This is a genomic window from Eubacterium sp. AF16-48 (assembly GCF_003479405.1).
Taxonomy (GTDB): Bacteria; Bacillota; Clostridia; order Lachnospirales; family Lachnospiraceae; genus Eubacterium_G; species Eubacterium_G segne.
On sequence record NZ_QUHB01000007.1, the window covers coordinates 1 to 24,177 of the forward strand.

Sequence of the window (24,177 nt, forward strand, 5' to 3'; positions counted from 1 at the left end):
GCCCTTACTATCTCCACAACCTTGATAACGTTGACCCGGAGCATCTGAAAGAAGACTTCGGGAAAAATAAATATAAACTCCACTACATCTACCATGAGTTCACTGTGGATTTCTTTAAGATGGACATTTCCTCTCTTCCGAAAAATGCATCTTCTCTTAAATTTACAAAACACAACTCCCATATTATGTCTCTGTGCCTGACCTTTCACATTAATCTTGGTTTATCACTTCGCAAAACCTCTCAGGCTCTGAAAGATTTATATGACACATCCATATCGCATCAACAGATTGCCAACTACTGTAAAACAGCTGCAATGGTTGTTAAGCCTTTTGTTGACAATATGCCGGGTAAATGGCAGCTGCTCATTTATCTGGGACAACAGACCATACTGCAGATGTAGCAACAGGACTGCTCCTAGATTCAGAGCCGGAGGTTATATAAAGCCACCACGAAGTGGTTTCCCTTGATAACACACAAAAGAACTGCTGTCAAGGGTGGCAGTACGCCATCATAAAACTTAAATATCTGCAATTTTCAAGGTTCGTATAAGCCTTTTTCTTTTGGCTCATTTTTTCATAGGTCACTTGACACTTTCCGTAAAAATTTACTCCTTTATAAAGCAGGATATTTATTGTATTTAAAAGTTCATTTCTGTACTGCTTTAGTATTTTTGCATATAGTCCAAGACGAAAATATTGTCATTTTATTGTCACGAGTCAATACCGTTGTAGTCGTTCTTGCATGTATGACAAACTTGAATTTGTTTGTACAATGTTCAAGATATAACTGTTATTATGTCTTGATTAGAGTACAAACTCATATAAGAAGAACTTCCTCGGTACTCCAATATCAACATATGTGATTTCAACCTTATCCACATGCTTAAATCCAAACGACATATACATTTTCTGTGGAATATCATTTCCCTCTATGCAATCAAGACGAATTGATTTAAGGTTTCTTTCCCTTGCTGTGTCTATTGCGTGTTGAACTAACTGCTTCGAGTATCCACGACCTCCATATTCCGGAAGGACACGCAAGGCATGAAGAACTACTGTCTCGTTATCATTTGCATCAATAAGCCATTTAACTGCGTGATACGCCTCATCACGATCATGATTCATAATATACGCCGCAACAATTCGACCATCTTCAATACCGATAAACTGATTTCTCTCTTTGATTGCATCTTTGATCATTTCATCTGGAGGGAAACCACCTTTATCTCCCTCCGGCAGAAAATCTTTTCCGCTCAAAACTTTACACATACCGTCATAAAACTGTCGCAATTCTATAAAATTTTTCTCTTCTGCATATCTGATAATCATAGAAATCTATCCCTCCAACTTCTAAGTTGTAAGTTTCTTTACTATCATATCTTTAAAACTTGTTTTGCTTTCGCATTAACAAATTGGATAATTGGGCCTGAAATGATAACCGTAATAAGCGTGCATACACCAAACTTTCCGCCAAACAAAACACCTGTAACAACAACCAAAATATCCAATGCCATTCGGACAAATTTAATCTGCCAGTGATTTTTTTCTGCTAGAGCAAAAGTGACTGCCTCATAGGAGCCTCTACCAAGGGATGCCGACGCATATAGTCCTGTTCCGACAGCAAACAAAACCACTCCTAACAACATAATTAAAAAATTGATCCACTTATAGGTACTGTAAATATGGCAGTTAGCAAACAAATCTACACAGGTACTGTATACAATCTGGTACAACACAGTTCCTATATGAATCTGACTTTTATCGTAAATGAGTGCAAACAAAATCATTCCCAATGCTACAACAAAAGATGCTGTGCCAATGCTTATGTGAAATGTTCTTGCAATCCCCTGCCACAGCACCGCAAGCGTAGCTCCGCCAAATCCAGCATACAGTGCAAGTGTAATTCCATAAGCCGCAATTATAGAACCTATTACAAGGATTGCCAATTTCTTTAGTGTTTTTTTATTGTTATTTTTCATTGACTTTTAATTCAAGTACTTCCGGACGGGCATAATGTCCGATTGCATCATGCTCCATTTTGCAGGCGGCAGGCAAATTCATATCAAGTTCTGCGTAAATGATAGTTCCTTTATCCCAGACAGGTTTTGTCAAATAATGCCCATATGGATCAATAATGCAGCTTCCTCCTCTGCACACAAGTCCTGGAAGTTTAGATACGATATTATACTCCTGCAGATCAGAAGGGTATGAACTGCGTCTGATAATCATATCAGCGTTGATAAAGAAACATTTTCCTTCGATTGCAATATGCTGAACTTTCATGCTAATAATTCACTCCTCGTATAATTTTCTTTGGGTTTAAAGCATCTGAAATCTATATCATCAATGTTTTTGACTTTACATACCGTTAGCAACCGCTCTAATTTATTTAATACCAGCAAATTACTCTCCTCCACAAATTCCGATTGAGATTTCACCTGTTTAAAGAAATTTAATAACAGTTATATTTTGTTATTAAATTCTCCGCAAACCATCGAAAACACTGGATTTGTCGCAGGTGAGCTTTCCCTTATTGTTTCCCTTGTGTTATATCGTCCCACCAGTGTTTACTGACTCTGGTAAGGGAAAAAGCAAGGGAAACAAAATCATATAACACAGTATAACACAAAATGAAACTGACATGGTGAACTGATTGAAATGCTTCTGATTTTTGTAGCAAATAATTGATTGAACGACAAGGAGATAAGATAAGATACGATGAGAACAATATTTGCAGAATATAATCCCGGACGAAACAGCATTGATGTTTATACCAGTGCAGACTATATGCTTCGCATTGACTGCTGGGAAGCAGAAAAGAATTTGAGAACCACACACGGATCAGATTGTGCATTAAACACACTTGCCATTGATGAACCACAAGAATATGCGAGACTGTATCTTGATGGGAATTTACAGATGTGGGTAGATGCAGAAGATTCATTGACATTATAGTAATGTTCAAAAAAAGCTCTCTGTGCAATGCACAGGAGCTTTTTATATGTAGACCTCTATTTATTTGTGCTGTCTGCATCAATTACAGACTTAATCTGCTTCATAAGGGCATCATAGTTGTCCTTGTTATCAATTCCGCCGAGCATTGGTTCGCCTACAATATTGCCATTTCTGTCAACAAGTATAGTTGTTGGAAAGGCCATGATTTCTGAGGCATATTTACCGGCAGCACTAGAGGAGTCAATTGACAGATTACGATATTTGACACCCTGGCTTTCAAGAACAGAGGCAGCCTCTTTGATAGCTGTTTTATTGCCATCGAAGGTCTCAGTGTTGATGCCAACAACTTCTCCGCCCATTGATTTGATAGCATCATTTAATTCGTTAAGCTTGGATAATTCAGCGACACATGGTTTGCAGCCGGTAAACCAGAAATTGACGACTGTTACTGCATTACCGGAAAACAGGCTGTCATCAACCTTATTGCCATCAAAATCCTCACCGGAAAAATCACTGAATACAGATGAGGCTTTAGAGCTGTCCTTCTTGTTATCGTCTGATGATGTATTTTTGTTTTCAAGCTTTGCTATCTGTTCCTCGATTTTTCGTATGGTTTCAATATCCTCATTAAGTGTTTTAAGCTCATCGTCTGTGAATGAATTCTTGTTTGATTCTACGGTACCGGCAAGATAATCAGCATAATTTCCGTTTGGATCGGCGTCACTTTTGTTCATCATACCAAATGCCTTGTTCCACACATCAGCGTGATCTGCAAAAAGCTGATTTTCCTGCTGATATAAATCATCAAGCCTGGAATCTGATTTGCCGGATGCTTCTGAGCCGGCTTCAGTCTGAGTGTTCTTAGAATCTGTTGTGGAATCTTGCTTTACGCCACATGCTGTAAGTAATAATGCTATGCAGAGTGTAAAAATAGAAATAAATAATAATTTATTTTTCATGAGTAATTTCTCCTTTAAAATAATAGTAAAATGTTTAATAGCTATCTGTTGTCATTTTTTTGACATGATTTTCCCATAAACCGGTAGCAGATGGCGTCCTTCGGACAGGTCTTTATGCAGGCACCGCAGCGTATGCACTCGGGGTGATCCGGTGTCTTACACACATCCACATCCATCTTACATGCCTTTGAGCATTGACCGCATCCGACACATTTGCTGCTATCAACGGTGATTTTGAGCAGGCTGACCTTATTAAATAATGAGTAGATTGCTCCAAGCGGACAAATCCATTTACAGAAGGGCCTGTAAAATAAGATACTTAGTACAATCACTGCAATTAAAATCATACACTTGAAAGAAAAAAGCTTTCCCAGCGCAGAACGGATAGCAGCATTTCCAATAGATAACGGTATAGCACCCTCTAAAACACCCTGAGGACAGATATATTTGCAGAAGAACGGGTCTCCCATTCCTATAGAGTTCGTTACAAGCATCGGAAGAAGTATAACGAAAACAATAAGAATGACATATTTTAGGTACCTAAGAGGCTTTAGTTTGGCTGTGGATAATTTCTTTCCGGGGATTTTATGAAGTAAATCCTGAAACCATCCAAATGGGCACAAAAAACCACATATAAATCTGCCGAGAGTTACACCGAGTAAAATAAAAAATCCGGTTATGTAGTATGAAAACTTAAATTTTGATGATCCGACAACTGCCTGAAATGCCCCTATTGGACAGGCTCCTGTCGCGGCAGGGCAGGAGTAACAGTTTAATCCGGGTACGCATACTGTTTTTGCATTGCCCTGATATATTTTACCCTTAAATAAATTTGGAATATGAATATTGGTCAGCAGCGTTGCTGCGGCCTGTATCCAGCCACGCATTTTTGCCAATTTTCTTGATAGTAATTTCTTTTCCTTATCCAATTCCGACACACTCCAGACATAGTTTTATTGCTTTACCAAGCACTGTAGCCGCCTCACCTCTGACTGCACCATAGCTTATCATGGATACACCAAGGATAAGCAGAATGATTTGACATGTTTTTTGGTATTTCAACATAATGTTGCTCCTTTTTGTTGTATTGTTGACCAGCTGACTTTGGTATTATACAATATAGGTTGTAAAATTATTGTTAAGAAGCAGGAGAACATTTTGAGATTATTAATTGTTGAGGACGAGAAACAAATATGTGATATGGTTGCAAAGAGTCTGTATGCTGCCGGTTATGAGGTGGATACCTGTTATGATGGGAAAGAGGCTCTTGAATGTATACTGTCGGAGAATTATGATCTGATAGTTTTGGATTTGAATCTGCCGGGGATGGATGGCATGGAGCTTCTTAAGGAGCTTAGAAAATACAATGATGAAACTAAGGTTTTGATATTATCTGCAAGAGGTCAGATTGCTGATAAGGTAGAGGGACTGGATGCAGGAGCAAATGATTACATGGAAAAACCATTCCATCTGCAGGAGCTTGAGGCACGTATCAGAAGCCTGACAAGAAGGAAATTTGTACAGAATGACATATGTCTTAAATGCGGAGAAATAAAGTTTGATACGATTAAACGCGAGGCATATGCAAAGGAAGAGCCGGTTCCACTGACAAGAAAAGAGAATGGTATTTTGGAATATTTACTTATCAATATAGGCAGACCGGTGAGTCAGGAGGAGCTGATAGAGCATGTGTGGGATGCCACGGCAGACAGCTTTAGCGGAGCAATCAGGGTACATATGTCTTCACTTAGAAAAAAGCTTAAGGCGAAGCTGGGATATGATCCCATTCAGAACAAGGTAGGTGAAGGCTATAAAATACGGGAGGTGTCTGACAGATGAAAAGAATGTCGCTACAGTGGAGACTTACGTGCATTACTACATTGTGTATTGCTATTATATGTGGCTGCCTGACTATGTTTGTCTATAAAAATGGTGTGCATTACATCGATTCTCTGCAGGATGCGGTAGAGTCACAGGGGGATGAAAAAGGAAACAAATCAGATGAAATATATATCAGCATACCGGACGATAAGTGGAATGAGTTTGCGGATGAATTTTCGGTTCAGGTGTACAATAATAAGGCCGACTATAAAAGAAACAGTCTGATAATCACGGTTTTGCTGGCGCTTTTGGGAGGTGCCGTCACTTATTTTATAAGCGGGCATGCACTCAGACCAATCAGGGAGTTTTCAGATAAAATTGAAGAGGTACAGGCTCAGAATCTGTCTGATTCAAGAATAGAGGAAAACAATGTTAAGGAACTGAACCAGCTTGGTATTTCTTATAATAAGATGCTTGAGCGTCTGTCGGAAGCATTTGAGATACAGAGACAGTTTACTGCAAATGCAGCACATGAGCTGCGTACTCCATTAGCGTTAATGCAGATACAGCTTGATTTATATAATTCTGCCTCTCACCCGGGAAATGATGCAGACACTTTGCAGACCATAAAAATGGTTACGGAACAAAATGATAAATTAAACAGGATGGTAAAGACTCTTCTTGACATGAGTGAGCTTCAGACGGTAGGAAGGGATGATAAAATTATATTGGATGCTATTGTTGAAGAGGTTTTGGCAGACCTTGAGCCTCTTGCCGTGGAAAAGAATATAAAGCTGATTGGAAAATGTGAGAATGCCACTATGATAGGCAGTGATATCCTTATTTACAGGCTTGTATACAATCTGGTTGAGAATGCCATCAAATATAATCATCCGCTCGGACAGGTTACAGTAACCGCATATCAGAGAAACAAGCATGTTTATCTGTCTGTAGAAGATACGGGAAGCGGAATACCAAAGGAACTTAGGGAGAGAGTGTTCGAGCCATTCTTCCGTGTGGATAAATCCAGAAGCCGGGAGCTGGGTGGCGTAGGGCTAGGTCTTGCTTTTGTCCGTGAAATCGTTAGAGTACATGATGGCAGTATTTGTATCAAATCAGGCAAGACTGGAGGAACGATTTTCGAGGTGACTTTTGCACAGCATTCAATGTAGCGTTCCATTTTACACATTTGTCAACGCTATTAAAACAGATTTGCTAAATGAGAAAAATAGAATAATTTGTTATTTGAGTGTGTGAGATAAAGTCTGTAAATAGACATTCTATGATAAGTGATGGAGCTGTAAGTTCATGAAATGAGCTTGCAGCTCTTGTTTATAAGGCAATGCGTAACACTGATTTACCATTAATAATACATACCGACCGTGGAAGCCAGTATGTGTCTCAGGCATGGCGTGAAGCCACCCAAAACATGCAACGCAGTTATTCACATAAAGGTTATCCTTATGACAATGCCTGCATTGAATCCTTCCATTCACTCATAAAAAGGGAATGTCTTAACCGTTTTAACATTAAGAACCATATCTATAACCTTTTATTTCTTTAAGTTTGCCATCCTCATCAAACTGATAATATTTCTTCTCTTTCTCATCATAAGCCAAACACAATACTCTTCTAAATTTCGCAGCTGAACCATCAATATAGTAATGGCTTTCACCATCAAAAAAGATTCCACTAAAGCTTAAGTCTCTAGCCAAATGAGATGCTGCCACATGGCCAGCAATGATATCCTTATAAAAATGTCCTACCGAAGGAGGAAACTTCCCAGTCATTACATAATCAGGAGTTCCAATAGTACACCACTCCGCTTCCTCTTCAGGAATGTCCTCATCAACTCCAGCGTGTACAAAAATCTGTGTATCTGTCTCATAAAATAGTCTCAACTTTTTCATCCAAACTAAGAGTTCTTTATGATCTTCCTTGATACATTTTTTTACATATTCAATGCGCACTTCTCTATTTGGAAGTACATCTAATTCTTTAAACTGTTCTTTTGTAAGAAATGTTCCCGAAGTTAAGAAATCTTTATCTTCTTCAAGCCAAACATCTTCATTTAAAAACAGGAACTCTTCAAACCATACCTCATGATTTCCTTTAAGAACGACAACTTTATTCCTGCCAAATTCCTGTTCAAGTTCAAAGGCTAGTTTTAGACAATCAAAGCTTCTATTTCCTCTATCAATAAAATCTCCAAGAAGAATTAACTTACTGTCGTTGTCTTCCAGTAATGGTCTTAGTTGCTCAATTCTTTTTTCAAACAGCTCATACTGACCATGAATATCGGACATTGCATAAATCATCTAAATTCCTCCCATACAAAAATACGATTATTCACTATTTAATTGAACCCTCAAATATGCCCTCGGTCACCCGAAGACCTTGAAAATACCTTTGTAGCTACAAATGTCAGCGCAGTGTATCTTGTCGAGGTATCCCTCTCGTCTCATCCGTCGATGAAACTCATATACTACGGGCCCTACACATAGATTTCTCTACTGTAGGCAGAAACCCTTACTGATGTAGACCAGTCTAGCTTTCACTATCCTCACGTCTCCGTTTGGATGAACTCCAACAGGTTCTCGTCTTGAAAAAACCTCTGCATTTGTTCATACACTTCTCTTCCTTTTGCATCTTTGCATAGTATGTTGCAATAGGAAATGGATATTTCTTCTTTACTAGCTCTTTATCGAATGTTTCTTCCATGATAAATGCTCCTTTGTTATTTCTTCTTTTCTATTGTTTTAATTCTTTCAACTAATGTTAAAAATTCAGTATGAAAAGAATTCTTTAATTCAGTATCTCTTACTGAACCTCCGTTTTTTACTGCTAAAATTGGTTGCAACTTCTTAAACAACATAACAAAATATGTAGTTGCTGCCCTCTCAGTAACCTTAGCATCATAAATACCTGTATTTACGCCTAATGCAAAATGTTCTATCCTTGCTAGATAGCCCGAAATCTTGCGATACTCATCTACCACAGAATCATACTCGTGATGCGATTCCCAGAAATCTTCTACAGTTCCCTCATTGTTCTCAACAAATTTATTCTTAGCCTCGATAGATGCAGACCACTGCTCTGCAATATTCTTGATTTCTCCAAATGTGTATTCATTTAAATTATCAAACACCTGCTCTTGAAGAATATTTAGCGCATCGAGTGTTGCTTCTTTTTTTTCTCTTTGCTCTCCCATATAGGTTACAAGTACAGAAAAAAGAAATGTGGCAAAAGATACAATAAAAGCTAAAATTGAAATTGTAAGTTCCATATTATTGTAAATCCCTCTCTAATAAATCTATTATTTCCTTAATGTTTATATCCAAATAACATGATTCTGCTTTTATTTTTTTAATAACATCTAAATAGTTTTTATACTGATTGTCTGTATTAAAAATAACATCGACTAGCTCTGCATAGAAGTTAGGATTAATTTCATTAATTTTAAGCATTGTAAGCATAAATTTACTACGACGAACTATCTTTTCGCATGTCTTCTCTAGAAAGATTTCTAGTTCTTTATGATTACTATATTTCGATAACACTACTGGTTTATATGATTCAGTATAATCCCATAGAAAGAAATAATTTATATATCTAACAAATAACTTTTTATCCCATACAACCTCATTATTATTACTAAGCCATTTTTCGTTTTTGCTATCCAATAAACATAATGATTGATCCCAGAAATCATCTACGGCAGACGCTCTATATGGATTAAAATATGCTGGAACCAAAACAAAATTGCCTAAGCTATGATACAAGTCTAGATACGATGATAATCCATTAACTTCATTAAGCCATACTTCCAAAGTTTTTTTGCTAATCTCGTTTGCAAACAACTCCAACATAAAATTAGCTGAAATTCGTCCTTTTTTTAGAGAAACAATATTTTTCTCGTTACAGCTTTCAAATGATTCCTTAATAATCATATTTACTATAGTTTGAGCAGAATTCATTGTTTCAGGGCCTACCAGACCAAAAGAATCAATTGCACTAATTCCATACCGACTAAGTTTTCCATTGCTTACATCATTCCACCCCCACAATGCTCTGTAAACCTCACGAGTAAGCATACATGTATCATTTTCGTTGTTCTCAAGCGTCCCATCGCAATCCGCGATATTACCAAATTTTTGGTTTACGACTTCTGCAAACTTCTTTCCATTTTCATAGCCACTATTTCTTGCCTTATCATTATTAGCTTTATATGTAAAATACCTTGAATATGTATCTAATCCGCTTTCTGCCAATAACTTATTTTCGAACTCAAAATTGTATTCTATTGGATTATTTAACTTAATAAAATCAGATAATTTCATATCAACTTATACCTCATCTACTTTCCTAACTTTCTCTCTAAATCAGCAATCCTCTGTTCTCCATATGATGCTTGCTGTGCATGCCAATTTGCAGTATCCAAATCCTTTCCTGCGTTTTTTCTCTTCTCTTTGCTGCTGTCTCTGGTAAGCTCGTTCTTTTCTATCATAAATCTTGTTCTTTCTTACTCGAATGTTATATTCATGTTCATCAAGATAATCCATATCTTCACTAGTAAATAACTTCTTTTGACCAAGTTTTATAATAATGTCAAAAATGCGGAAATGAATGTTTACTTTCTTATATGTACAGAAGAATAACTTAAATAACTGAACCACAAATAAAATTAAGAAGTAGCATAAAATTCCTCCAAGGAAGGAAGCAATCACTCCTGTTATAAACATCATTGCTTTTTGAATAACATTTTTACCCCAAAACAAATCTCTATTTGTGGTAAGCATCCATACTTCCATCAATTGCTAGTTGCTCCTGCATTCCTGAAAACTGTTGCAAAGTTATCCCTTGCTCTAAAATTCTTATATTTTCCTCAATATTGACATTTCCCATTTTATACTTTCCTATATATTCTAATTCTGCTTCATCCAAGGGATTTCACTACTCTTAATTTCTCTTCCAGACTCAGACTCATAAATATGAAACTTGCCTTTTTCAAACCATTCTAAGCTACATATTTCTCTTGTAATAATTCCATTATCGCTAGCGATATAATCGTGCATCATTCCATGTACCTTCCAAAGTTTAAATCCAAGCGTTCTATTAAAGTAAGGAACATACGCACATGTCTCTTCAATAACAAGTTCTTTGTTGGCACGTTTTTTCTCTCCTCTTTCACTTAGGTTTCCAGTATTAACCTTCTTTTCATTATGACTTGAACTCCAGCTGCCACCACCGGAAGATGAATCTGATGAGGATGGTGATGAACCACCTTCCCCACCACTACTTGCAACAATCTTAATACCAAAGAAAATAAGGGCTCCAATTACGACTAGCGCAACCGCTCCAGATACCAATGGAATTATATTTTGAAGAATTAAAAAGAATAACGGCATTACAATATTTGCAAAAACCAATGACAGCGCTGTATAACCAACCATCCATCTACATTCTGCTGTAATTAGCGTAAATACTATGAAGCAAATTACAGATACCAATGTCACTGCTACGTATGCAATCAAAATTGCTCTAAGATTTATTGTTACACCCTCAAATTTGCCAAGTGCCTGATATAACTGCTCTTCTGAAAAAACAAGTTTGCCAACAGCGATCCAAAAAACTACAGTTGATAACGCAATAACAACTCCCATTACAACAAGATCAACTATCATTGCTATTCGCATTCCCTTACCCCTGTTTTTAAAGTAATTGATTAGCATCACTATCAGTTCAGCTACAACTAAAGCTAATAATATTTTGCCTACAATTCCAGGAACCATCATTCCTGTTGTTCCACTAGTAAATCCTTCAGAAATGCCATCTAAACCGTTTTCTTTAATTGAACCAACCTGCGAAGAATAACCACCGTTTACGATGAACATAATATAGGTTACAATTCCAGTAACAATTGATGTCAAACAAATTGCCATTGGAATAAGAAATCCCAGATTATTAATAGGATCTGAACTAAATCCTTTTATTGACTCACCCGTTCTGCTAATTAATCCTTTAACTTTTTGAACCATTTTTTCATATGCTCCTTTGCATTTTCTCTTTGATGATTTGATATTACATCTATATAGCAATTTCTTCTTGACAAAAAAGATGCGAACTTTATCTATATCTTTCAGCTAAAGACTTACATTTTCCCAGAATTCTCTGGCGTAATGACTCTGGTTGCAATACCTCAACAAAATCTGAACACTGCATAGCCCACGATATCATTGCATCAGGAACACACTCCACTTCAATGCAATCCCATGTGTCATCTATATGTTCTACAAACTGATATCTGTCTCCAAAGTAATCATGTAATAATGTATATCTATCTTTATCTATCTTTAATGAAATACTTTCAGGCTTACCATAATACATATACAAGTGTTCAGTCTGAAACTTGCTAGCCTCCTTTGAATTCCACTCCATCGGTAGGCCTTTTATTTCAGATTTTGGTCTACGTTTCTCACTAATCATTTTTCCATCTTTTGCAAGCGATGCCTTGATTTCTGTTGTGATTTCACTCATCAAATCAATTCTATAAATTGCGACATCATCATGTGGTTCGGTAGCACAAATGAGATAAGGCTTGCCATTATACATAATTATGTAATACGGATTTACAACATATCTTAGCTTAGCCCCATTAGCATCCACTCTTGCCTTAAGCTTTTTGTTTTCGTCATATCCATTAAAATAAAAAGATATTTTTAAGCCAGCCCCTTTATTTGCCTCAATTGCCGTTCTAATAACTTGCAAATTATTTTTTAAAGCAATCTCATCTACTCTCGAATCTTCAAAAACACCTGCTATCTTTTTACTAATTGTTCTTGTATTCTCACTAATATAAGGTGAATACTTAGGAAAATTCTTACTAGATAAAGTAATTAGTTTTCTAATTATCTTTTCTTTACTTTCATCATCTATGGATTTCAAGAAAAGAACTCCTTCGATTACCTGATTTAATTCAGCAAAAGAAAGTATCTGATTATATCTAAGACTACGAAGTTGCAACTTTTTAGAGCCTTCTGTTGTAAGCCCAAAATCTCTGGCCTTAAGTTTCTCCTCTAATCCTTTTGCAATTATCACATAATCTTCAATAGATGCATTCTCATAAACATATCCGTCAACATCTTCAGGATTAAGCTCCTTCATGATTGTCTTCAAATAATCTGTCAATGTACGTTCTGAGCATGCGCAGTCTCTGTCTCTAAGCAACTCCAAAATCTCTGGCTGAGTAATTGTGTTAAACTCATCAGTTTCTTCCTGTAGGATTTTCATAATATTTATTAGTCTTCCTACAAACCCAAAGTCATGAACTGTTTTCTTTTCTGTTGCCATAAATGACTCCTTTCTAGATATTTTCTATTATACCACATTTTTTTGGCAACATCTCTCCATTTTTCTTTGTCTCTCATGACACACATAATAGCGCCCTCCTATATTAAATTATTTATAATCGAGTAGGAGGGAAATTTAACTAAATTTCCCGACCTCTCACACCACCGTGCGTACCGTTCGGTACACGGCGGTTCAATCAACTTAACAAGTAACACACCTTTCGGTGTAGTAATCTAACATTGAGACTAATCCAAATGAGGTTAGTCTCTTTGTACTTATAGCCTTTTGTATCCATCCATTGTGGGCAAGTCTTGCATATCTGTCTCCGCAATACGCTATTTTAAATGCTGCCCATCTTGGTACATCAAGCTTCATAAGGTTCTTTGCTCTGTTTTGTGGAGTTTTCCAATGTTTCCAAATGCACATACGAAGTCTATATCTGGTGTTACCATCTAATTTTCGACAAAGTGTTTTCATACTACCTATTTTGAAGTAGTTTATCCAACCTCTTATGAGCTGATTAAGTTTCTCCACTCTATAGCTGTTGCTAACACCCCAGCTACGACAGGTGAGTTCTTTCATTCTCTTCTTAAACTTCGCTACTGATTTTGCATGTGGTTTTGCCTTAAACTGATGTGCTCTTGTGTCAAAGTAGAACCCAAACCCAAGGTATTTAAGTCCGCTTTGTCTGTCTACTTTACTCTTTGTCATGTTGACCTTGAGACCTAGTTTCTCCTCAATAAATCGAGATATATTTCTCATTACCCGATTTGCAGACATTTCACTTCCAACCATGATAATACAGTCATCTGCATACCGCACAAAGTTAAGCCCTCGCTTTTCCATTTCCTTATCAAGTTCATTGAGCATGATGTTTGCCAATAACGGCGAAAGATTTCCTCCTTGCGGTGTTCCCACAATAGAATCCTCATATTCATCGTCAATCATGATTCCGCTGACAAGATATTTCCTTATGATAGAGATAACATCTCCATCTTTTATAGTTCTGCCTATGATAGTCATAAGCTTGTCATGGTTTACCGTGTCAAAGAACTTTTCCAAGTCAATGTCTACAATCCAATCGTTACCATCATTCATCATGTCAAGTGCTGTTAGGATTGCTTGCTGTGCACATCTATTCGGTCTGAATCCGTAACTATGTTCATGGAATTGTTCCTCGTAGATTGGTGTTAATACCTGTGCAATGGCTTGCTGTATGAATCTGTCTGTTACTGTTGGTACTCCTAGGTTTCTGACACCGCCATCAGGCTTTGGTATCTCCACTCTTCGTACTGGTTGAGGTTTATACTTTCTTGTCCTCAACTGTTCCTTGATGATTTCGCCGTTCTTTTCAAGATGTTCTTTGAGTTCCGGGTACTTCATTCCGTCCACTCCCTCTGCACTTTTATTTCGTACGACTTGCAGATATGCGCTGTTGAGATTACCGCTAGATAAAATCTGCTCCATTAGACTACTTGTGTCCATGCGTTCTTTCCTTTCCGTCTCGCTTGATTTGACCATCTTTTACCCGATTGGTTACGGCAGATGTTGCCATTTCTGCAATACGAGACATACTCAAACTTATTGATTGTTCGCCCCTTCGCTCCATTTCCATTACAGAAACTTCTTCACTACTATGGGCTCGGCTGACTTCTCACAGTTCGTTGTTACTAGGCTAATGGAACCTCTGTGAGACCTCCACGCTTAAGGTGCACGCTCTTTCTCTCCATATATCCGCCACATTTACTCTGCTACTACAAAAGTGATAGTTATTAGACTTCGTTGCTTTTAGCCAACTTATCTCTCATAGCCTAGCCTTATATGTGATTTCTGTCCGTCGGACCAGAGATTTGCTTACAGCTTCCTTCAGATTCCATCTCACGATGGACACCCTTGCTGTTCAGCTATACACTTCCCACTATCTGGGCGTGTTCGAGACTTTCACCCGTTAGAGCGCGCCCATGGCGCGCAAACTAAAAATAAGCGCAACTACATAGTTACGCTTATTTAATATCATATTGTCAAAACTGTGGACAAAAAATTATATAAAATCAAAATAACAATAATATTATATCTTAATATTATTATTTGACGCCAATTTGTCGCCATCTTTTTCGCAAATCCTTTATCTATGGGCTTTCCGGATGGATGATGTTATTCAAACTCGATTTCGGCAACTATATATCGTGTCTAGTCAAGTGTTATATTGCTATATTTTGTATAATTATTTTTGATATTCTATGTATTCTTCATCGTTTTGGAACTTTTTGCAAGCATTTTGCAAGCATATTCATTATATAAAAGCTATTCCCACAAATCTAATTCCTCTATCGTATAGTTTTCTTCTCCATTTTGTATACCATTTTTTGCCTTATTATAATCTCTTTGATTTGTCGGAAATTGCGATCCCATCTCATTCGCCTGACTTATTTCGCTCTGAATTTCCTCTGCCCTTTTCATAATATCTTGTTCCGACAACATTTTATCCTTTATAAAATTTAACATAAGACTAATCTTTTTACTAATTCTCAAATACATATCTGCAACTTTTGCATTTCCCTGGGCTTGCTTTTCATAATCTCCAATTTTTTGTATACTCGCCAATATAGTTGCTATTATAGTCAATATTAGGGCAATTATTTCAGCTATTTTACTTCCTTTACCAAACACTACTGTAAGCAAAGTAGTCCCCGTAATTGCATTTAAAAATATTTGTATAAAAGATAATGTTCTATAATATCTACGTTTTCTTTCAGCAGCATTGTAATGCTTTTTCTTTTCGTAAATTGCGTCTGCTTTAAACTGCTTTAACTGTTTAACTATACTATCCATCAGTTCCCCTTTCTATCATATATTCTTTTTAATTCTATCAAAATTTCTTTACACTCAGTCTTAAGACCTGCATTCATTACCTTCATTAATATATCCCCATGACAATTTCTTAACCTTTTTCCACTTCCACAAGGGCATAACAAGTGACCTCTATATGAAGAATTCGCTATAAAATGCATAATATCAAAGACTTGTCCCCATTCTTTAACATTAAACAATTCCTTTATATATTCCAAATCGCCCATAATACCATGCGATCTCTCTCCAAACGGATATATACCATATTCTTCATAATAACGATATGTATATAAGTAAGGTACTATATACATATCAACAAAGCTACTTATACCTGTATTTTGTGAAAAATACATCTTTAGCTCAAAATCAGAAGCCAAACACAACTGCCCATCATCGTACCGATGAGGATAATTTTTATCAATCCTATTTGATACCTCTTTTACTACTGGTATTTGCGAAGAACTATCACCTAAAACTGTAATTTCCAAATTAAATTTTCCAGTCAGCCGAACATCATTATAAATATGATCCAGGTCAAATTCTCCTGTAAAAATATATTCTTTTTCATGTTCAATAATTTTAAGCGTAGGATACTTTTCTCTCATGGTTACAATATCACGATTATCAATTTTCATAGACTACTTTCCCCATGGTTTAGGTGTATTAATAATGACATTTGGCACCACACTATCATAGTCTTCCAATTTTACATTCTTCTTCACATAGTCTCTTCCAAAATTATTTTCTAGCAATGCTACAAAATCATTGTCTTCAAGATTCATAGAATCTAGACAATCTTTTTTCATTGCTTTTACCCATTTAAAGAATATTTGTACCTTTTCCGGGTTATCATTCCATGAATCAGCCAAATTATCCTTTGGATTGACAGGATTTATAATATACCATATACCTTTACGTTTACGAATAATATTTTTATCTATATATTGCCTAGAGAACTCTTCTTCTTGCAATGTTTGATTATAAGAATAAATCTCAAAATCATTGGCAATTGCTTGCAGTAATTCAAACACATTCATTGATGGATTCATACCATATGCAATTTCTGCACAAATTGTAGTAATTATAGCAGAAGTTGGTTTTAAATTTTCTTTTTTAATTCTACAATAATATACATCTCTATGATGCTTCAAAATCTGTATAACGCGTTGCAATGATGAACGTTCTAAACCTTCTGGTATTTCTTCAATACTATTATAAATTGTTCTATTCTTTTCCAAAAGGATCTTTTTCCTATTTTCCCGATTAAAATCCAAAAAAGGCTTATTTATTGTTTCAAACCAATTTTTATATGCTCTCGGATTACTTGTGAACCAATAATAGTTCTCTCCTCTTTTATCTGTAATCGCAACCGCAAGTTCAGCGTTTTCTCGAGCTACCCCAAGATTTATCATTGATTGAACAACATCATTTGATTCAGAAACACCCGGTACAATGTCAATATTAAATCCTATACCATTAACTTCAGCATATTCCAAAGTCCAACATTTATCCCACTCTCTATTCTGTAATTTTTCTTTATATACTTCCGATTTACAAATAGTTTCTTTTATGATATTTTTCACATATTTAGCAGTTGTTTTTTCCTTTAACTTTCCAAGACAACAAATAAAATCCAAATCATAATCTGCTTCTTTAGATTCCCTATATGGGCGAACTACTGTACCTAAGCTAAAAGAACCTTGTGGGAAAATATCACATTCTACCCCTTGCTCCTGTAAATATGTACCAACAGCCTTGTATTTATCCGTTGCATTTTTATACATAGTCGGTGATATATCCAACCCTTCAATCAATTTTAGTATATCCTGTTGTCTTAATTCCGTCTTTCTCATATAAATCCTCCTCTATTTGCATATTAATCTCCTCAATCCACCCACTGTCATCACTCTCAAACAGCTTTATAAATTTTCCAAAATTACTGCTACCAGTAACAGTATCATCTGAATCCAGCTTATTCACCCTCTTACTCATATCTTTGTAATTCTCTACAGTAACATACTTCATAACCTCATTGATCTGGTCTGCTCTTCCTTTGTAATTCTCCACCCCTGTATATTCCTTTATCAAAGGAGCATTCACTGGTTTTGCTGGAGATTTCAGATTTTCATCGGTCCAATGTTTAGATATAATCTGCATCGTACATGGATTACCAAATATAATCACTTCATTCGCAGCACTATCCACACCATGAAACTCATTAATTTTGCGTTTAATGTCCTCATACTGCTCGTGAGGTTTCTTTTCCGTATCACAAAACACAAGCACAAGTTCGTCTGCTCCATTTTGATATCGGTCTTGATACCTCGCCGGGATATTTCCATTTCCACCGGCATTAACTAATGAAATATCATATTGCTCGTTCCACACTTTCAAATCTTTCAAACGCTTAAGATACTCATATTCCTCATTGCCTTCGCAGATAATGCAGATTTTGTGATTATCCAAAAACTTAGGGAGCTTATTTGGCATCGGCATCATCCCCCTTTACACCACCTTTAATACTAAGCAAGGAGTTAATCAATTCGGGATCAGGTAAAGCCCCAAGTGCCCCTTTCCTATATTTTTCCATAACATCCGTCGTATCTCTCACTCCCTGCTGTGCAGTAAAATCAGCAAGTGAATATACATATACACCTTCTTCATCCTTATGAACGAACCAAATCTGTTCCTTTCGGAACATTCTCTTGCAATCCATAAGATTTATATCATGAACTGTAAATATCATCTGTGCACTTGTATTCAACTCATTATTAAACATCGCAACTATTGCCCTGGTAAGCTTAAAATGAATACTGCTATCCAACTCATCCACGACTAAAATCCTGCCTTGTTTAAGTGCTTCAATTACATAGCTGGCAATAGCTGCAATCTTCTTGGTTCCTGTGGAGTCAAACATCATACTTGGTACATGGACACCCTTATATGTGGATACCAATCGGATTTGATCCATAATATTCTCCGGAATATCAAGCACTTTCTCATCTGGTTTTTCATCACCTTCACCAGTTTTCAGCTGTATCTTATCCATATCCACATATTCAAAATTATCCATATATAAATCAGCATTTTTTATGAACTCAACAACCTTCTGCTGCAACTGATTCTTATTCTTCATGAGTTCAATCGTGTGCTGCATAGGTATGTTATTCATATTGATGATATCAATTTTCTCAGCAAATCCAACAAGAATCTGTTTCATCTCATTGATATGTTCAAATTTACTTGTATCTACCACATAGCATAACAAATTATTCTTCGATACAACAGAAATCATAGTCTGAACAGCTTCGTCAATGCATTCATATATTTCACTAATGGTATCCTTTTTCAACCAGCAAACTTCCTTTTCATTGTTATACTGATCTTTGAATATTTCAGAAAATGATTCATATATATATTCTTCTTTTTCTGCATCATACTTAAAATCATACGAAAACTTTCTTCCAGATGCCATAAATGTAACGCCTAACTCACAAACATCACTCTCAGTAAATATATTAGGCATCAGACCATTCTTCTTATTTAAAAGTACGTTTCTTATTGCCCTAATGCACTTGATTAGACATGTTTTACCGGCATTGTTTGGTCCGTATATTCCTACCGTTTTAAGCACATTAAAATTGTTTTCTTTATGAACGTTTGCTCCAAATTTTTTATTTCGCATATCTGCTTTCATCGAAAATGTAATGTCATCCTCAAATGCATAACAGTTTTTTGCTCTTATCTCTATAATCATGGCTCATTCCTCCAAGTCACTTTTCTTCTTTACTTATCATTATTATATCATTAATTATTTTTTATGCAACTTTTTTTCACAAAAAATATAGTTCAGATATTAATTAAACTTAATATAGCAAAAAGGACAGCCTCCCAGGGAGCAGTGCGACTGCTCCGTTTTGTTATATGTCAAGTCTCTCTGGTACCAATTTTTTCCAATACATAGAATGATGACGAAGATACAAGTAATAAGTTGTATTGTCGGCACATCCCTCTTTCACAATTTCATAAATACTATTATCGAGTTTTCCTAAGAAAATAACTATCTCTGGGTTAATTATTTCAACTTCTTTTACAATAAAATCTCTATACGTTTCAGCATACGTTTTAAGCCTATTCATGTCACACGTACTATCTCCACCCCGTTTGTTTATATTTATATATGCACATTCATCAATAGTTGATTTCAATTTCAAATCTTCCAAACATTTAATTGGAAGGTTATAGTACTCCGTACTTTTATTTTTCACAGCACATTCCTTTACCCAAAAGAATTTACCATTCTTCTCATCTTTACTTTTTTCCGTATCATAAATATGTGGCTCCCTGCAAACAAATAAAACCTTAGCCTTATCCTCATTGCCAAGAAAACCATCTTTAGAAAAGATATATTTTCTACTAACATCATAATTAAAATATGTTTTTTTAAAAGACTCATCACATTCGTCAATTTGGGCTTTTTTCCAAACTTTAAATAGTTGGTCCAAAATATTACATCTATCAATTTCTTCTTTATACATTTTTCCTCCCAAATGAAAAACTAATCCCTATACTTTTTCCAAATATAGAAAAATATTTTCTCTGATTTTACAAATAACTCATAGGTTCTATTCTCGTCTCTTTGAAGTCTCTGTGCAATTTTTTGAAATTGTCTTTCTCTTTCTCTATTATTATTTATATATACAAAATCCAGATAACACTGATGGCACCAGTAATTTCTTATTTCTCTAATATCATCAATGAAATCATAATCATCGTCAGACAATTCTGGACGATCATCACTATAATCTAAATTTTCTAATTCTCTAGCTATTTTTCCAAGATTGCTTTTCTCTAATCTATTAAAATTATCATCAAAATTCCCCTCATGCATTGCGGCATAGGTTCTTCTTAGATTAAACTCAATACATTGTACTTGCTGTATCAATTCACTATGTATTAGTTTAAATGTATCTCTATCCATGCAATTATTCTCCAATTATTACTGTTTTCCTGTAAATAGAATCACATTAATATAAAAACATCCCACAGTGCCTATAAATAAAGGCATTGTGGGATCATAGTGTCTACTCAAACTCCTACTCACAAAAATTTACTCCTTTATAAAGTAGGATATTTATTGTATTTAAAAGTTCGTTTCTGTACTGTTTTAGTATTTTTTGCATATAGTCTAAGACGAAAATATTGTCATTTTATTGTCACGAGTCAATATCGTTGTAGTCGTTCTTGCATGTATGACAAACTGGAAGTTATATATGCCTTTGCAAATATACCATATCTATTAACTGTACACCGCCCTCATAAATTGGGTGGTTATAATTGTCTGTAAAGAAATTTGGAATACTGTGAGAACGAACAAATCCACATTTTTCATAAAATGGTATTGTCAGTGGACTATCACCAGTTCCAACTTGCAAAATAGAATATTCTTTTTCATATTTATTGGCAAGAAAATCAATCATTACTTTGCCATATCCCATTCTATGATATTTCGGATCAACCGCTATATTCTTGATTTCAAGTATTCCATTACCTTCATCGGTGACAACACATTCAGCTTTTACATCATTATCTTCAATCACATACATAGTTCCTTTTTCAAGATAGCAATCAACCATGCTCTCCTGTTCATCAGCTAATAACAATAATGATATAAACTGCTTTTTATTTTCGTTAACTTCTCGAATTTTCATACAACTTGTTACTCCATCAATTTCCATCCATTTTAATTCATCAAACTGGAAGTTATCTTTTTCTTAATGGCAATGCTATTAAATTTCCCAATAATGCAATAACAGCATATCCAACTACATAAACCCATGCACTTGAGTTATAAAATATAAATATGGATGGCGCAAACATTATTGCTACAATCAAAATATACCAGAAGTTAAAACCATTCCTAATCCCATAAAAAACAGAGGTTATTAAACATATTAGAGGAATAATTACTAACATAACAATCATTGCACTTCCTGTGTCTTTTATAAACCAAGGAACGATATAAAAATCTATCAGCAACAGTAGGTAGAAAACCATGTTCTTTTTTAATTTATCCATCATATCATCATCCTTTTAAATTCCGATTTGTATATCAAATCTATTTCTACACATTATATCATCTTCATCTTCTAAATTCCATTTTTTTCTCACCTCGTCCATCTCTACTTTTTTCTCTCGCTGATACCTTTTCTTGTACATTTCCCATATACTCCCTAACGTTCTCATCCAACATTTCTTTAGCATTCTCCGCCCTGTCAACGGAATCTTTATACGCATCCATTTCCATTCTCTTTCGATTAAATTTTCTTATAACTTCGTCAACATTTGTACCATTTAATTTTTTCAACAACCTTTTTTCTAAGTCCTTGGCTGTTTTCTCCTGCTTTTCCAACTGCACAATTTCATCTTTTAACTTTTTCTTTCCTCCAAACATCCTGTATTCTTTTCGGTCCATTTGGTCTTTTGCCTCTCTTATTGCCATATGCACTCCGTTTAATGCTCTATGATTTTCCAATAATTCATCAACCATTTTTGCATACTGCTTATACTCCTTAACCGGTTGCGGTGGCTTTGGTGCAATTGTTCCTCTAAATATCCTAATTAATCCCTTTAAACAATCACATGCCATTTCAACGGCTTTTTCAAAAACTCCGGCAAATATTCCTACGCCTGCACTTTCCCTTGATGACTTGTTTTTCCTTAATCCACCAACTGTCTTTGTTTCCGTCTTTCCAAATTTATTTACATTCTTAAGTATCTTTTCCTCTTTAATGGTTCTGATGTATTTTCTTGGAACCTGATAAAACAGTCCTTCATCAACTGTACTGTTCCATTTAATTCTCACCTGATTGTTTTTTCTTATCTGCTCTGCTTTTGGATTATTTTTTCCAATCTTTTTTGTTGGCAGATAAACATCTTTATTGTTAAACACCTTTAGTTTGTCCTTATCATTTAAGAAGGAATTGATGTGCTCAGTGTACAGTGTTTTCATCCCCTTTAGAAATGACCTTGCCTTAAACTCCGCTTTCTTTTTTGAAAATCTGTTGTACTCATAAACCTGACCTTTTCTGATGATATTACATCCTTTTCTTACATTCCCATTGTCATCCAGCATCTCCTTTTTGGTCCTTACATGCTTTCCTGTTTCATCATAAAACATGTTTCGTGTGGCAATTTTCTTTATGCCGTTTTTCAATTCCTCTCTTTCCGAAAATATCAAATGAATGTGTAAGTTTGTTTTTGTCTTGTTGTGATGCATTGCTGCAATGCAGTTTACTCCGTAAGTTTTTCTAAACAGCTCAGTAAAATCTTCCAATACCTTCTGTTTGTCCATGTTACAGAATGGTTCGGGTAATGCAATAATAAGTTCTCTTGATTCGATACACTTTCCGGCACTTCCGCTTTTCTTAAATTCCAGTCTGTTACACCTTGCAAGATCATGCCAAAATGTATCGTCTGTTGTATTGTAAACTGCATACAGATTTTCCTGCCTTTTGGGATTTGTAATGTAATCTATGCGCCCTTTTAAATTACCTAACTTGCTTATCTGAATAAATGAATTTCTAGCCATATATTTGTTCCTCCTATTCTTTAATTTTTTATATTTAAGTAAAATAAAAGCCCCCTGCAAGGGCGAAATGCAAACCCTTAAGAGCATAAAATCGTAAGATTTTGTGCGATGGGTGTATTTCGCTCTCAATCGCCGAGGGCTAATCTGCTTTCCTTTTACCTTTAGTTTTTCCGTTGCTACCGCATATATTATTGCCGACTTGTCTGCTCTACCACCTGCAAGTGCCACTTGCAGGTCATTAACATTAAGCAGAAATTTACCAACGGAAATCCTCCGGGATTTCCTTTCTGTCAAGATAATCTTTTCTTGCATTTTCTCTCTCCTCTACCGATTCGGCAATCTTGCTTTCTGTATAAATGTTTCTCAAAATCATCTTATCCATCTTATCTTTAAGACCTGCTTTAATCAGTTCCGTTTCGTCCTCACGACCATATATAAAATACTGATATATCATTCTAAATAAGTCTTCATCTATTTTTATCTGTTTAACCTTTTCATACATGCAAATCTCCTTCCGTAAATTGAAAATGTCAATCGACTTTAAAAAACTTTATTTTTTTAGTTTTATTTAGCCAATTTACAATCTACGATTTACAAATTTCAAAACATCCCATAAATAAAGGGATTGAAGCCATTCTGATGTAAATTGGC

29 protein-coding genes and 2 pseudogenes are annotated in these 24,177 nt (G+C 35.5%); 5 read left to right on the plus strand and 26 right to left on the minus strand.

Annotated elements, in window-relative coordinates; translation table 11 throughout:
* Window positions 1–401: pseudogene (locus DWW68_RS08630) on the plus strand (hypothetical protein); the annotation flags it as partial.
* Between the two features lie 403 nt (window positions 402–804).
* Here the strand turns inward: DWW68_RS08630 and DWW68_RS08635 are convergent.
* The 3 genes from DWW68_RS08635 to DWW68_RS08645 are packed head-to-tail and all read right to left on the minus strand — an operon-like array spanning window position 805 to window position 2,283.
* The gene (locus tag DWW68_RS08635) at window positions 805–1,329 is read right to left on the minus strand and encodes a GNAT family N-acetyltransferase (RefSeq protein WP_118589413.1); all 525 of its coding nucleotides are present in this window, start codon (window positions 1,327–1,329) and stop codon (window positions 805–807) included.
* Between the two features lie 44 nt (window positions 1,330–1,373).
* On the minus strand, window positions 1,374–1,979 hold the full coding sequence (locus tag DWW68_RS08640; RefSeq protein ID WP_021885137.1) for a YitT family protein: 606 nt from the start codon (window positions 1,977–1,979) through the stop codon (window positions 1,374–1,376).
* Window positions 1,969–2,283, minus strand: coding sequence for a nitrilase-related carbon-nitrogen hydrolase (locus DWW68_RS08645; RefSeq protein WP_243053075.1), 315 nt, complete (start codon window positions 2,281–2,283; stop codon window positions 1,969–1,971). The genes DWW68_RS08640 and DWW68_RS08645 overlap by 11 nt, the downstream gene beginning before the upstream one ends.
* A 435-nt stretch (window positions 2,284–2,718) precedes the next feature.
* On the opposite strand from DWW68_RS08645, the gene DWW68_RS08660 reads away from it, so the two are divergent.
* Complete coding sequence (locus DWW68_RS08660) at window positions 2,719–2,955, plus strand: DUF6061 family protein (RefSeq protein WP_118589415.1); 237 nt, start codon at window positions 2,719–2,721, stop codon at window positions 2,953–2,955.
* 56 nt (window positions 2,956–3,011) lie between these two features.
* Here DWW68_RS08660 and DWW68_RS08665 read toward each other — a convergent pair whose 3' ends face one another.
* The 3 genes from DWW68_RS08665 to DWW68_RS08675 are packed head-to-tail and all read right to left on the minus strand — an operon-like array spanning window position 3,012 to window position 4,979.
* On the minus strand, window positions 3,012–3,914 hold the full coding sequence (locus DWW68_RS08665) for a TlpA disulfide reductase family protein (protein WP_118589416.1): 903 nt from the start codon (window positions 3,912–3,914) through the stop codon (window positions 3,012–3,014).
* 41 nt (window positions 3,915–3,955) lie between these two features.
* Window positions 3,956–4,801 (minus strand): 4Fe-4S binding protein, encoded by an 846-nt coding sequence (locus tag DWW68_RS08670; protein WP_347497903.1) that lies wholly within the window; start codon window positions 4,799–4,801, stop codon window positions 3,956–3,958.
* A 34-nt stretch (window positions 4,802–4,835) separates the two neighbouring features.
* Window positions 4,836–4,979 carry a CD1871A family CXXC motif-containing protein gene (locus DWW68_RS08675; protein ID WP_009263530.1) on the minus strand — a complete coding sequence of 48 codons (144 nt, stop codon included), beginning with the start codon at window positions 4,977–4,979 and terminating at the stop codon, window positions 4,836–4,838.
* Between the two features lie 93 nt (window positions 4,980–5,072).
* Here DWW68_RS08675 and DWW68_RS08680 point away from each other — a divergent pair, with 93 nt between their 5' ends.
* The 3 genes and pseudogenes from DWW68_RS08680 to DWW68_RS13750 all read left to right on the plus strand — a co-directional run.
* Window positions 5,073–5,753, plus strand: coding sequence for a response regulator transcription factor (locus tag DWW68_RS08680; protein WP_186840291.1), 681 nt, complete (start codon window positions 5,073–5,075; stop codon window positions 5,751–5,753).
* The gene (locus DWW68_RS08685; protein ID WP_118589418.1) at window positions 5,750–6,907 is read left to right on the plus strand and encodes a HAMP domain-containing sensor histidine kinase; all 1,158 of its coding nucleotides are present in this window, start codon (window positions 5,750–5,752) and stop codon (window positions 6,905–6,907) included. The genes DWW68_RS08680 and DWW68_RS08685 overlap by 4 nt, the downstream gene beginning before the upstream one ends.
* Before the next feature lie 257 nt (window positions 6,908–7,164).
* Window positions 7,165–7,254, plus strand: a pseudogene (locus DWW68_RS13750) (integrase core domain-containing protein); the annotation flags it as partial.
* A 10-nt stretch (window positions 7,255–7,264) separates the two neighbouring features.
* Here the strand turns inward: DWW68_RS13750 and DWW68_RS08695 are convergent.
* The 20 genes from DWW68_RS08695 to DWW68_RS08780 all read right to left on the minus strand — a co-directional run bounded on the left by DWW68_RS08695 (window position 7,265) and on the right by DWW68_RS08780 (window position 24,028).
* Window positions 7,265–8,053, minus strand: a complete 789-nt coding sequence (locus tag DWW68_RS08695) for a metallophosphoesterase (RefSeq protein WP_118589419.1) — start codon at window positions 8,051–8,053, stop codon at window positions 7,265–7,267.
* Between the two features lie 229 nt (window positions 8,054–8,282).
* Window positions 8,283–8,456, minus strand: a complete 174-nt coding sequence (locus DWW68_RS13465) for a hypothetical protein (RefSeq protein ID WP_158576848.1) — start codon at window positions 8,454–8,456, stop codon at window positions 8,283–8,285.
* A 16-nt stretch (window positions 8,457–8,472) separates the two neighbouring features.
* Entirely contained in the window at window positions 8,473–9,021 is a 549-nt protein-coding gene (locus DWW68_RS08700) for a DUF4760 domain-containing protein (protein WP_118589420.1), read from the minus strand.
* A 1-nt stretch (window position 9,022) separates the two neighbouring features.
* The gene (locus tag DWW68_RS08705) at window positions 9,023–10,075 is read right to left on the minus strand and encodes a hypothetical protein (RefSeq protein ID WP_118589421.1); all 1,053 of its coding nucleotides are present in this window, start codon (window positions 10,073–10,075) and stop codon (window positions 9,023–9,025) included.
* 42 nt (window positions 10,076–10,117) lie between these two features.
* A complete protein-coding gene (locus tag DWW68_RS13470; RefSeq protein ID WP_147365744.1) occupies window positions 10,118–10,549 on the minus strand; it encodes a hypothetical protein in 432 nt (143 codons plus the stop codon).
* On the minus strand, window positions 10,518–10,679 hold the full coding sequence (locus tag DWW68_RS13475; protein WP_158576849.1) for a hypothetical protein: 162 nt from the start codon (window positions 10,677–10,679) through the stop codon (window positions 10,518–10,520). Before DWW68_RS13475 ends, DWW68_RS13470 begins: the two co-directional genes overlap by 32 nt.
* Window positions 10,661–11,773: a hypothetical protein gene (locus tag DWW68_RS08715; RefSeq protein WP_118589423.1), complete on the minus strand. Its 1,113-nt coding sequence runs from the start codon at window positions 11,771–11,773 to the stop codon at window positions 10,661–10,663. The genes DWW68_RS13475 and DWW68_RS08715 overlap by 19 nt, the downstream gene beginning before the upstream one ends.
* Window positions 11,774–11,861: 88 nt before the next feature.
* Complete coding sequence (locus DWW68_RS08720; protein WP_118589424.1) at window positions 11,862–13,085, minus strand: WYL domain-containing protein; 1,224 nt, start codon at window positions 13,083–13,085, stop codon at window positions 11,862–11,864.
* A 201-nt stretch (window positions 13,086–13,286) separates the two neighbouring features.
* Window positions 13,287–14,570, minus strand: a complete 1,284-nt coding sequence (gene ltrA / locus DWW68_RS08725; protein ID WP_158576851.1) for a group II intron reverse transcriptase/maturase — start codon at window positions 14,568–14,570, stop codon at window positions 13,287–13,289.
* An 819-nt stretch (window positions 14,571–15,389) separates the two neighbouring features.
* The gene (locus tag DWW68_RS08730; protein ID WP_118589426.1) at window positions 15,390–15,917 is read right to left on the minus strand and encodes an SLATT domain-containing protein; all 528 of its coding nucleotides are present in this window, start codon (window positions 15,915–15,917) and stop codon (window positions 15,390–15,392) included.
* Complete coding sequence (locus tag DWW68_RS08735; protein WP_118589427.1) at window positions 15,917–16,570, minus strand: SEC-C domain-containing protein; 654 nt, start codon at window positions 16,568–16,570, stop codon at window positions 15,917–15,919. The genes DWW68_RS08730 and DWW68_RS08735 overlap by 1 nt, the downstream gene beginning before the upstream one ends.
* Before the next feature lie 3 nt (window positions 16,571–16,573).
* Window positions 16,574–17,788, minus strand: coding sequence for a nucleotidyltransferase (locus DWW68_RS08740; RefSeq protein WP_118589428.1), 1,215 nt, complete (start codon window positions 17,786–17,788; stop codon window positions 16,574–16,576).
* A complete protein-coding gene (locus DWW68_RS08745; RefSeq protein WP_118589429.1) occupies window positions 17,742–18,425 on the minus strand; it encodes a hypothetical protein in 684 nt (227 codons plus the stop codon). Before DWW68_RS08745 ends, DWW68_RS08740 begins: the two co-directional genes overlap by 47 nt.
* Window positions 18,415–19,692, minus strand: coding sequence for an ATP-binding protein (locus tag DWW68_RS08750; RefSeq protein WP_118589430.1), 1,278 nt, complete (start codon window positions 19,690–19,692; stop codon window positions 18,415–18,417). Before DWW68_RS08750 ends, DWW68_RS08745 begins: the two co-directional genes overlap by 11 nt.
* A 163-nt stretch (window positions 19,693–19,855) precedes the next feature.
* Window positions 19,856–20,473: a hypothetical protein gene (locus tag DWW68_RS08755; RefSeq protein ID WP_118589431.1), complete on the minus strand. Its 618-nt coding sequence runs from the start codon at window positions 20,471–20,473 to the stop codon at window positions 19,856–19,858.
* A gap of 20 nt (window positions 20,474–20,493) precedes the next feature.
* Window positions 20,494–20,916, minus strand: coding sequence for a hypothetical protein (locus tag DWW68_RS08760; RefSeq protein WP_118589432.1), 423 nt, complete (start codon window positions 20,914–20,916; stop codon window positions 20,494–20,496).
* Between the two features lie 286 nt (window positions 20,917–21,202).
* Window positions 21,203–21,646, minus strand: a complete 444-nt coding sequence (locus DWW68_RS08765; protein ID WP_118024866.1) for a GNAT family N-acetyltransferase — start codon at window positions 21,644–21,646, stop codon at window positions 21,203–21,205.
* Window positions 21,647–21,698: 52 nt separating this feature from the next.
* Window positions 21,699–22,016 carry a hypothetical protein gene (locus DWW68_RS08770; RefSeq protein ID WP_117452273.1) on the minus strand — a complete coding sequence of 106 codons (318 nt, stop codon included), beginning with the start codon at window positions 22,014–22,016 and terminating at the stop codon, window positions 21,699–21,701.
* Window positions 22,017–22,077: 61 nt separating this feature from the next.
* Window positions 22,078–23,526: a MobA/MobL family protein gene (locus DWW68_RS08775; protein WP_158576853.1), complete on the minus strand. Its 1,449-nt coding sequence runs from the start codon at window positions 23,524–23,526 to the stop codon at window positions 22,078–22,080.
* A gap of 256 nt (window positions 23,527–23,782) precedes the next feature.
* Window positions 23,783–24,028: a complexin-2 gene (locus DWW68_RS08780; RefSeq protein WP_118024868.1), complete on the minus strand. Its 246-nt coding sequence runs from the start codon at window positions 24,026–24,028 to the stop codon at window positions 23,783–23,785.
* Window positions 24,029–24,177 lie beyond the last annotated feature (149 nt).